Origin of the sequence: Variovorax boronicumulans (genome assembly GCF_029892485.1) — a bacterium.
GTDB lineage: Bacteria > Pseudomonadota > Gammaproteobacteria > Burkholderiales > Burkholderiaceae_C > Variovorax > Variovorax boronicumulans_B.
The window spans coordinates 1-11,500 of sequence record NZ_JARXVG010000028.1 but is presented as its reverse complement, the minus strand read 5'-3'; the positions used below and the strand labels follow the sequence as shown (position 1 = coordinate 11,500).

Here is an 11,500-nt window from a genome sequence, read left to right as displayed (position 1 = left end):
CCGAGAGCAGTTCCGCGAATCGCTTGACGCCGAAGCTCACGGGGTGGTCGGCGTTGTTCAGGTGGCCGAAGCGGATCACGCGCTCCTGTTGCGCCTGTGCCAAGGCGGGAACGACCAGTGCGAGGGCGAGGCCGGCGGTGGCCAGCGAGCGGTAAAGCGTTCTCAAGATTGGATCTCCAGCTTCGATTGAGGGGTGCATGTCGGGGCCATCCACTGGCGACTCGACGTCCGGCGGCGCGATCTTAATCGGCAAGTGGAAAATCTTTCTACTAGTGAAAACACTTGGCAAAATGCTAAAGTGATCCGCATGACCGCCATACTCGAACGCAGCTTCAAGGTGCTTGAACACCTGGCCGGCCACCCCGAAGGCCGGGCGCTGTCGGCGCTCTCCGCCGCGTTGGAAATGCCCCTGAGCGCCACCCATCGCCTGCTGAGCGAACTGGTCCGTTGCGGCTATGTGCGCCAGGACCAGAGCCATGGCGACTACATGCTCACGATCAAGCTGGTGTCGCTGGGTCTGAGCTTCCTGAGCAACAGCGGCATCGTGGACATCGCCCAGCCGATGCTCGACAGGCTCGCAGCGAGTTCCGGCGAACTGGTGCGGCTGGCCGTGGTCGATGGCGACGAACTGACCTTCGTGGCCAAAGCACAGGGCGCCACGCGGGGCCTGCGCTACGACCCGGACATGGGCCTGTCGGTCAACCTCTCATCCAGCTCGGCCGGCCACGCGTGGCTCTCCACGATGACGGACGAACAGGCGCTCCAGCTGGTCGCCAGGCAGGGCTTCGGACAGCCCGAGGACTTCGGCCCGAAAGCGCCGACCACCGTCAAGGCGCTGCTGGCCTTCCTGCGCGCAGCGCGCAAGCGTGGCTTCTCGATGATCAGCGAGGTGTTCGCCCCCGCGATGACTGCCATGGCCGCGCCGGTGCGCAGCGGCAACGGCGCGGTGATCGGCGTCATCACGATCGCGGGACCGCTGGTGCGGCTGACCGAGGAACGCATGCTGGAGTTGGGCCCGCAGCTTCTCGAGTCCGCAGAAGAACTGAGCCGCGCAAGCGGTGCGTCGATGCACTTCAAGAAGCGGGCTTGACGGGCAACGCGTCCACCTGCAACGACAACCGGTTGGGGAACGGCCTCGCAGCCGGCCGGGGCAGCAACCGTGCGAGATTATTTCGGCGCTAGCCGACGCGGTCATCTCGTACGTTGTCCTACAACTATGTGACTACTTCCTGATCCCAGCTACATCTTCTACGTTTCTCTTGTTGACCCTGACCGGGAGCTGACTCAATAATTCGCCCCGCTGCAGCTAAGACAACAGTGTTGTACGACATCTGATGACTGCCAGACCCGGCGACGTCGGACATCAACCCATCAAGAGGGAATCCATGAAACGCAGGCAATTTGCAATTTCGGTCCTGTCTCCCGTCGCTTTGGCGGCATGTGGTGGAGGCGGAAACGGCCCCGTCTTTCCATTTCCCGTTCCGCCGCCGCCCGCGCCCGCGCCTGCCCCGGCGCCTACACCACAAGCCACGGCCACAGCAGCACTCAAGCGCGCAGCCAGCTACATGGACGAAGTCGTCTCCTACCGCGGCGGCTACGTGTGGTCGTACTCGCCCGACCTGACGCAGACGTTCGGGGAAATGGAGGCCAAGCGCACCATGCTCTGGCTGCAGCCGCCGGGAACCTCCTCCATCGGCCACATCTACCTGGACGCCTACCACGCGACCGGCGACGAGCGCTTCTATCAAGCGGCCGATCGCACGGCCAAGGCGGTTGCCGCCGCCCAGCACAGCTCGGGTGGCTGGAACTACATCCATGATTTCAACGGCGAGGCGTCACTGCAGGACTGGTACGAGACGGTCGGCAAGAACGGCTGGCGCCTCGAGGAGTTCCAGCACTACTACGGCAATGCGACCTTCGACGATGCCACCACCGCCGTCGCCTCGCAGCTGATGCTGCGCATGTACCTGGAGAAGAACGACCCGGTCTACCGGACCGCGACCGACAACGCCATCCGATTCATCACCGACGCGCAATTCGGTCCGCAGTTCGGCGTGGCCGACGGCGGCTGGCCGCAGCGCTTTCCGCACAACCCCAACGCGGTCGCCTCGATGCCACTGCCCAACCCGGCGCAGTTGCCCACGGACGCACGCGCAGGCATGGAAGACGGCGACTACACGCTGCACGTGACCTTCAACGACGACGTGATGGGCGAGAACATCAAGTTCCTCACGATGTGCGTGATGACGCTCGGCCGAACGGATCTGGTGGCCAACATCACGCGGGCGATGGACTGCATGCAGCGGATGCAGTGGACCTCCCCGGCGCTTGCGCTGCAGTCGGGCTGGAGCCTGCAGCACCTGTCGCGCACAACGAGCGGTCGTCCTGCCGGCGCGCCCGCCGGCGCGCGCTCCTACGAGCCCCGCTCCCTGGCCACGCACACCACGCAGACCAACATCCAGCAGCTCTTTGGCTACTTCACGCTGACCGGCGACAAGAAGTACCTGTCGCAATTGCAGAAGGCGATCGACTGGCTGAAATCTCCCTCGATCCAGTTGCCCGCCGATGTCGCGACGCTCAATCCGCTGCTCGCCGGACGCAACGTGGCCACCTTCATCGAACTCGACACGAACGAACCGCTCTTCGTGCACCGCTACGGCTCCAACATCCACAACGGCGCCTACTTCTTCGACAAGGACATCACCAACACCATCAGCCACTATTCGTCGGGCCGCTCGGTGGACCCCGCCGCGCTGCAAAAGCGCCTGGACGAACTCAACGCGATGACACAGTTGCAGATCGACGCCATGGTCGCGAAGTCGCCGCTGAAGGCCACCGCGCCGCGCGCCCTGCCCAAGTACTTCGCCGCAGTTCGCGAAGTGGACTTCCCGGACCTGTTCGAAGGTGCGGTGCTGAAGACCCCCGCCGTGCCGGAATCCGAAGCGCAGGCCATCGTGGCCGCGCTGGTGAACGGTAACTATTGGACCGCGCCCGTGCCCGAGATCGTCAACCCGTACCGCGGCGACGGTCCGGCCACGCCGTATACCGGCACGGCCTATCGCAGCCGCCATGTCGGCGACATCTACGACACCTCACCCTATCCGGCCGATGCGCCGCCCGACATCGAGCCCTACGTGAAGCGCGACAAGCCGCAGTTCATCACCACGTCGAACTTCATTTCCCGCATGGGGCGGCTGATCTCGTTCGTTTCGCCGGTGGCCTGAATACCGTCGCCCTGCCCGGTCTTCAGTCACGGTACCTGGACTGCTTTGAAGGCCGGCAGCAAGCCCGCGAGCCGGGCGGCGGAAATCGTGCGAGCGTTTTTTTCCGCCCGCGCCTACGGCGTGCGTCGGCGAACACCGACCTCCGAACCGGCCGGAGGATTTTTAACCTCCGGCGATTGCCGAGCGGACCCGGTTCCGGCCGCTGGCAAGCGAACAGGAGACGCTCATGAGCAATCACGTGCGGCACCGCCGCGTCAGGGTTGGCGATGTCGAAACCTTCTGCCGAGAGGCCGGGCCGAGCGATGCACCCGTCGTTCTGCTGCCGCACGGCTACCCGTGCTCCTCGTACGAATTCCGCAACCTCATGCCACGCCTGGCCGACCGCTGGCGGCTGGTCGCGCCGGACTACCCCGGCGCGGGCTACAGCGCGACGCCGAAGGGCTTCGACTACAGCTTCGATGGCTACGCGGACTTTCTCGATCGCTTCGTGAAGACGCTGGGCATCGAACGCTTCGTGCTTTATCTCCACGACTTCGGATCGCCGATCGGCGTGCGCCTGGCCATCAAGGCACCCGAGCGCGTGGTGGCGCTCATCATCCAGAACGGCGACATCCCTTATGAAGATGCGCTGGGGCGGAAGTACGCCGAGATCGAGAGCACCTGGACGCTGCCCGTGACGCAGATGCGTGCGAAGCTGGCCGAGGCGATCACCGAAGAAGTATTCGAGGAGGAGTTTCTCAACGCAGTGAGGCCCGAGCTTGCCGAGCGCATTCCTCCGGATCTGTGGAAGCTGCACTGGTCGCTGGTCACGCCCGAGCGCAAGGAGATCGCGATTAGTCTGATCGCGGGGCTGAAGGAAAACCGCGCCTGGTTCCCGCAGCACCGCCAATACCTGGCCGAGCACCGCCCGCCGACGCTGATCATGTGGGGCCCGCAGGATCACTACATGCCGGAAAAGTCGGGGCGTGCGTATCTTCGCGATCTGCCGGACCCCGAGTTCCATTTGCTGGACGGCGGGCACTGGCTGCTGGAGACGCACCTCGATGAAGTGGTGGCGCTGATGCGCGATTTTCTGGGGCGGGTGCATGCGCCGCCCGGGTAACAGGACACGCTTCGCCGCCAAGGCCTCTGGCCGTCCAGAATGCAAAAAGCCCTAAGCAGTTGATTTGCTTAGGGCTTTTTGGCTTCGCAGTGCTCTTTGAAGAGCCTGCGCAGCGATAGGTGGTGCTGGGGCGGAATCGAAAAAAGCTCCTCAGGCCGTACCGGTTCTTGTCCTCGCAACTGTCTGAATTCTCAGGGTACACGCTGGGGTACACCAAACTGACCATCGGCCGAAGCGCGAAAGTGGCATCAAACCACTGACCATCCCCAAGCGGCCTGTCGTGATTATCGCAGCCACCATGCTGCTTTGCGCAGTACCTGGATCGGCCGCGCCGCGCGCAAGCTCTGTAAGGGGGTGAACATGTTGATTCTGGATTGTCGATTTGGAAGGCTCGTGTCCGCTTAGTTAGGTGGGCAGATGGACACTTGCCGAATGGATTTGACGGGGAGCGCCGCCGGCGTCAGCACAGCGCGCAGTTCAAGGCGGCAGGATTCAGCAGCGCGTTGCGCCAGGGTGTCCTGGACGGCAGCAGTAACACTAGGGCATAGCTTGAACGCGAACATGCTGCGCAAACGAGTGGCCGACGCGGAGCACGCATTGCAGTCGGAGTTCAAGGCCGCGCCGCCGGCAGAAGAAGGCCCGATGCCTATCACGCCATTTGTTCCACTGGCGTTGCCGACGGCGAACGTTGAAGGAGACATTCGTATCGAGCTCCATCGCGGCGCACAACGGTCACACTCGTCTGGCCACCAATGCCGCTCGCCTTGCGCACCGGCAAACCTCAGCTCAATGACGCCGCTGCGCGGCGCCGGTCCAGACTACGGGGACCTGGGCCCGATCGAAATGGCCATCGTCATGGCCTCTGCGGCCGGTGCGGCGCTTATCGGCAGCAGTACAACGAAAGCTGCGCCACCGGTAGTCCGAAGATGTTCTTTGCCCTGCTTGAACAGATGTTGGCATTGACGCCACTGCACAGCGTTATTGCCGCCACGGACGCGCCCAGCTCAGGCTCTGCTGCACCAGTTCCTGCTTGAACGCCCGGTGGTGATGTCGTCGGCTCGCCTTCGCCGAGTGTTGCTCAATCTTCATCGTGCGCACCATCTCCTCGTAGCGCACACCTTTAAGCGGGACTGCAGTTAGGGTCAGATGCTTTCCGCTGCCTGCACATCAGTCAAGGGCAGCATTCGTGGAATTATTACGGATCAACTCTCAGCGCCTGTCCAGCATCGTTGCGCCGACTGCCGAAGCAGTATTCGGGCAACCTATTAAGACGTAACAAGCAGAATTTTCAATTTTTTAATACGAAAGCTCTCAACACAATCCATCTCTATTTTAATTGAGTACTTATAGATTGAAACTTTAGGTCGTCTTGCCGTTGTTCTCGTGAGTGTGTAAAACGAGAGACCTTCTTTTCGCGGGAAGGTAACGCTTGAGAGCGAGCACGCCTGAAAAGGATACGCCCTAGTTTCATGCTCTGATAAATGACGAAAGTTAATGCTCGCTTCAGCCAAATATGCAAAGCTCCGGCGGTGAAGTCCGTATGGTCCGACGCCTTGAACAGCATTTCTGGAATTCATGAAATGCAATTGGACAGCTATAGGTTCGCTTGTTGCGATTTTATTGGCGTCCTTAGATGCGCCGAGTTCGGGCCACCCGACTCGCGGCACACACCGTCTCTGATGTCCTACGACAAAGGCGGGCGTGTTTACTGGCCGGTTAGATGCGAAGACACTGTGGCTAGTTACGAGAAGCAGCATCTGCAGCCCAAGTTGCTTCAACCCGAACGGTTGCTCTCAATGGGCGCAGACCCAAGAGTCGACCGGTCGAGGGAATCTCGCAAGCGCACGAGTGGGTACACCAAGTGCACTGGACTCTCGCTAGATCTCACCGCTCCAATTCACGCGAACCTTTGCGCCCCTTTTTCAATCAACCACGCCACGAGTCATCATAAAGGTGACCCTGATCGCGTCTCGTCATTAGCCCCGACAAGAAGAATGGTTTCGAATGAGCTTGCTTTGGTCACAGGGCGTTCGGCCCTTTTGCACTCAACCAGAAGATTGGTTCGAACAAAAAATCTCTCAAGGTGCCTGCCCCCCCGACGTCGCTGCGACCGTTGAAATTTGCAGGAATGCGCGCCCCCTCTTCCGGCGCACCACGGCGAGCGGATTTTGGCGCTACGGTATCTGCCGTTGTCCTCAAACGCCTGCACTCAGGCATCGGCCAAACCCTCTTGGATCTCAGCAGCCCTTCATTACGGGCCACCAGCTGAATGACCTGAGGCGTCGAGTCAGCCATCCAAACCATGGTCAGAGCCGCCATGTCCAAAGCGCAGGCGCAGCTTGCGTTTTGCCATGGCGAGAAATTCTATATATAAAACGTTGCCACGAACCGCCGATTAGTAAGGCGGCGGAAGGCTTCAATTCAGTTTTTTCGCATTTTTTTTAGAATTCAAGGATTGCTAATGAAGCAAGAGTCTAGCGCCTCACCAAAGAATCTATTTCGAAACATAGATCATATTGCCATTGCCGTCCGGGAATTGGAAATGGCAATCCATTTTTTTGTCGAAGTTCTTGGTTTCGAATTGGTGCGTCGACGACAAATTGCTGGCGAGAAGACGGGCATGATTGCGGCCGATCTAAATCACAACAACATTAAATTCGTTCTGCTGCAAGGTACCGAACCAGATTCACAAGTGTCCAAGCTTATTAAAAATTTTGGCCCAGGCATCGCACATATCGCGCTTGCCGTCGATGACATTGACGAGGTCGTTGGCGAACTGAGCGAGCAGGGTTTGAAATTTGATACCACCATAATTTCAGGCGCGGGACTTAGACAGATTTTTACGAGCCGAGATTTCAACTCCGGCATGAGCTTTGAGTTCATCGAAAGATCTGGGGAAGAAAATTTTCTGGATCAAAATGTACAAGAGTTGTTCTCCCAATTGGAAAAAAAAGACGCGTACTAGCTTGAGGCCTGCAAGCGGCTCACCCAGCGGGCCTCGCGCTCACAACTCCACTGCAAAGGAAAAAATGTCAAACAGCACTGGTGCAAATGCAGAGAAAGCGACGAGCTCGAGACTGAAGGTCATGAATTTTCTCAACGAAATTGCCGAAAAGTATCCCAAGGCAGTTTCATTTGCCTCCGGAAGACCTGCAGAGCGTTTTTTTGATCTGCAACATTCAGGCGAACACATATCCCATTTCATTCGGCACTTCGCTGAATTCAACCACCTCGGGGTCGATGCAGCATTTAATCGAATTGCCCAATACGGGCGAACAAATGGAATCATCAATTCTTTCGTCTCAAGGCAGATTGCCAACGATGAAAAAATCAATTGCAACGAAAACCAGGTCATAGTCACTGCGGGATGTCAGGAGGCAATGGATCTCTGCTTGACCACGCTGTGCCCTGATCCCCGCGATGTCGTTCTTGCGAGAACCCCAACCTACATCGGAATTACTGGCGTTGCAGACCTCAACCAAATTCCCTTGATCCCATTCGAATGCGCTGCACCGGAGGATTTCGTTGCGGAGCTGCAAAAGGCAACTATTTCGGCAGAAAGCAAAGGCCTGAGACCACGCGCTCTTTACCTAATCCCCGATTTCGACAATCCCACGGGCTCCTCACTGCCTCGGGAAACAAGAGAAGAAATCATAGAATTTTGCGCGCAAAAAGAGATTGCAGTGCTGGAGGACAATCCGTATGGGTTATTTCGATTTGAGGAGGCACCGATTCCGACAATGTTCGCCCTCGATCGTCATGGCTGCGTTATCTACCTCGGAACCTATTCAAAAACCATCTGCCCCGCACTTCGAGTGGGCTACGCCATTTTACCGGAGCACCTATTCGGCCAGAAGGACAGAACTGTCGCTCTGATGGAACAACTCTCTCAGGCCAAAAGTTTTGGTACGGTGAACACCAGCCAACTCGCACAGGCAATTGTGGGTGGAGTGCTACTGCAAGAAAACTTCAGCCTTGCCAGGATCACCAGTCGCGCCACGGAATTCTATAAAACCAATCGTGATGCATTGATCGCTGCCCTAGGTAATGAATTCGGAAGTAATGGAGAAAGGGTGCAATGGAACGTACCCACCGGAGGATTTTTCCTCACGGTCACTGTTCCTTTTGAATTTACTCACAAAGAAGCAGAAATATGCGCACGCGACTATGAGGTATTGGTCATGCCACTTGCTTTCTTTGCTTTGAACGATACCAAGCATAGAGGAGTTCGCCTAGCGTTCAGCAACACCAACTCCGAATTCATATCGGAAGGAGTTTCGCGATTTGCTCGCTTCGTTGGTGACTACAGGGCTACTCCGGCTTGACAAATACATCTATTTCAACCTGATTTTCCCGGTTAAACCCGCTGCCTAACGAAGCAATCAGCATGACTCAATTTCCTCAGCACGGCATGAGCGTCGAAATACTTCGACAGGAGTTGCTGGATTTGCAACGCTCCGATTGGCGCCATAGTGAAGGGCGTTTACCTCTGCACGGGTATTTTGCAAGCGAGGCAGTTAGCAACATTGCAAGCGAGGCGGCTGCAATGTTTTCAAACACCAATGCGCTCGCACCAAATGCATTTCCTAGCTGCAAGAAAATGGAACAAGATGTCGTGTCAATGACACTTCATCTGCTAAACGGAAACACCGAATCCTCGGGCAGCATTACTTCAGGTGGAACCGAGAGCATAATTTTAAGCGTTAAAGCAGCGCGCGATAAAACGCGTGCATCGCGCACGCTTCGCAGGCCAAACATCATTGTTCCTTCATCCGCTCATCCTGCGTTTGACAAGGCCGCACAACTTCTAGATATCGCCATTACCCGTGTTCCGGTCGGCGCCGACTGGCGTTGCGATATCTCTGCAATGGAACGCGTTGTAGATAGTGATACTTTTTTAATTGCTGCATCTGCGCCCTCTTTGCCCTACGGTTTGATCGACCATGTGGCTGAACTGGGTGAGCTCGCGATCAAGCATGACATTTGGCTGCACGTGGATGCCTGTATTGGAGGACTTTTAGCTCCATTTGTGCGTCAAATTGGCCATCCCGTTTCTGACTTTGATTTCGGAGTGGCCGGCGTACGTTCGATCTCGACTGATTTGCATAAGTTTGGATACACCGCGAAAGGAGCCTCTCTTATTCTTTATCGAGATATAGAGGATCACCGTTTCCAGTACAGCCATTTTCGAAACTGGCCAAAGGGAGAGTACGTAACTCCAACCCTCGCAGGCACGCGTTCTGGAGGGCCAATTGCCTCCGCATGGGCGGTAATGCATTTTCTTGGCGAGGATGGCTATCGAGAGATTACAAAACGCTTGATGGCTCTTCGCGATCGCTATCTGGCTGGGTTTGAGGAAATAAAGGAAATCGCTGTGTTGGGGCACCCTGAACTCACGGTCCTTACCATCGTCTCCGACAAGGTTTCCATTTTTTCGATGGCCGATGAAATGCGGAGACGAAATTGGTATATGAGTTTGGTAGCTGAGCCAGCCGGTATTCAGCAAACTGTTAATTTAGTGCACGAATCCATGGTAGGTCCCTACATGGAGGATTTGAATGCTGCGGTCGCCTTTGCACGAACCCAGGATTCCGACGAAGACTTTCATCTTCTGCATGCCTCGCGTGTGGTGACCTACTGATGCACGGTCATGAGGTAACCGAGGGGTATCGACGACCCGTCGCCCGCTCGGACGGCACCCAGCCAATTGCTGTGAGATCGAAGCGTTCAAGAGCGCTCTCGCATTCGCGGTGCGCGACAGTGCCGCTCGCTAGGGTTCAGCCGCGTACCCGCCCGGTGCAGTAAATCCCTATCGCCCCCGAAGCCCCCTTTGTTACTACCTTGAAGACTCGATGAGTTCGGAGCCAACGATGATTCCCCTGTCTTTTGCCCAACAGCGGCTGTGGTTTCTCTATCGGCTCAACGGACCCAGTCCGACCTACAACGTTCCAACAGTCTTGCGCCTGCAAGGCCAGGTCGACGAGTCCGCGCTTCGCGCGGCTCTTGCAGACCTGGTCGCGCGTCATGAAAGCTTGCGGACCATCTTTTCGGACGCTGATGAGGTGCCGCAACAACTCATTCTTGCGCCTGACATTGCGTGCCCTGTCCTGCATGTACAGAAGGTTTCCGAGCAATCCTTCACTGAAATACTTGCCGAGGCAACCGGCTATCGCTTCGAACTGGATCGCGAGATTCCGCTGCGTACCTGGCTGTTCCACCTTGACGAGGATCGACACGTCCTGCTGATGCTGTGTCACCACATTGCCAGCGACGGCTGGTCGTGGGCCCCGCTGGCGCGCGATCTGGCCGCGGCCTACGGCGCGCGATGTGAGAGCAAGCCGCCGGAGTGGGCACCACTGCCCGTGCAGTACGCCGACTACGCGCTCTGGCAGCGCGAGTTGCTAGGCAACGAGAGCGACCCCGACAGCGTCATGGCAAGACAGCTGAATTACTGGCGGCAGGCACTCGCCGACCTGCCCGAGCAGCTCGATCTGCCCACCGACCGGCCGCGCCCCACAGTCTCCAGCTACCGCGGCGAGAGCCTCGATTTCCAACTCGATGCAGCACTGCACCAGCGCCTTGCCGCGCTCGCACGCGAAGGACAGGCCAGCCTGTTCATGGTGCTGCAGGCCGCGCTGGCAACCTTGTTCACGCGCCTGGGCGCGGGCACTGACATCCCTCTGGGCAGCCCCATCGCCGGGCGCAATGACGAGGCCCTCAACGATCTCGTGGGCTTCTTCACCAACACGCTCGTGCTGCGCACCGACACCTCGGGCAATCCCAGCTTCAGGGATCTGCTGGCGCGCGTGCGGGCAGCCAACCTGGCTGCCTATGCCCACCAGGACCTGCCGTTCGAGCGCCTCGTGGAGGTGCTCAACCCGGTGCGCTCCATGGCGCGACATCCGCTGTTCCAAGTAATGCTGGTGTTGCAGAACAATGCTCGGGCCAAGTTCGAGTTGCAAGGACTTACCTTGCTCAGCGCCGAGTCGATTGAGACGGACGCTGCCATCTTCGATTTGTCTTTCGAGTTGCGGGAGCAGCGCAGCCAAGACGGAAAGCCGCAGGGCATCACTGGTCGCATCGAGTTCGCCACCGACCTGTTCGATCGCGCCACGGTAGAGCGCCTGGCCGCACGGCTGCAGCGCGTGCTCGCAGCGATCGCGGCCGACCCCGC

Annotated in this window: 7 protein-coding genes; all 7 read left to right on the top strand. The window is 58.2% G+C overall.

Going from position 1 to position 11,500, the window contains the following annotated elements; genetic code table 11:
• Positions 1-307 precede the first annotated feature (307 nt).
• Positions 308-1,090, top strand: a complete 783-nt coding sequence (locus M2282_RS30715; RefSeq protein ID WP_280812555.1) for an IclR family transcriptional regulator — start codon at positions 308-310, stop codon at positions 1,088-1,090.
• A 475-nt stretch (positions 1,091-1,565) separates the two neighbouring features.
• A complete protein-coding gene (locus tag M2282_RS30710; protein ID WP_280812554.1) occupies positions 1,566-3,224 on the top strand; it encodes a pectate lyase in 1,659 nt (552 codons plus the stop codon).
• Positions 3,225-3,450: 226 nt separating this feature from the next.
• Positions 3,451-4,326 carry an alpha/beta fold hydrolase gene (locus M2282_RS30705; RefSeq protein WP_280812553.1) on the top strand — a complete coding sequence of 292 codons (876 nt, stop codon included), beginning with the start codon at positions 3,451-3,453 and terminating at the stop codon, positions 4,324-4,326.
• Positions 4,327-6,787: 2,461 nt separating this feature from the next.
• A complete protein-coding gene (locus M2282_RS30700) occupies positions 6,788-7,291 on the top strand; it encodes a VOC family protein (protein ID WP_280812552.1) in 504 nt (167 codons plus the stop codon).
• 121 nt (positions 7,292-7,412) lie between these two features.
• Entirely contained in the window at positions 7,413-8,651 is a 1,239-nt protein-coding gene (locus M2282_RS30695) for a PLP-dependent aminotransferase family protein (protein ID WP_280812551.1), read from the top strand.
• A 62-nt stretch (positions 8,652-8,713) separates the two neighbouring features.
• Positions 8,714-9,967 (top strand): pyridoxal phosphate-dependent decarboxylase family protein, encoded by a 1,254-nt coding sequence (locus tag M2282_RS30690; protein ID WP_280812550.1) that lies wholly within the window; start codon positions 8,714-8,716, stop codon positions 9,965-9,967.
• Between the two features lie 229 nt (positions 9,968-10,196).
• A partial coding sequence (locus M2282_RS30685; protein ID WP_280812549.1) for a condensation domain-containing protein occupies positions 10,197-11,500 on the top strand: 1,304 nt, incomplete at its 3' end.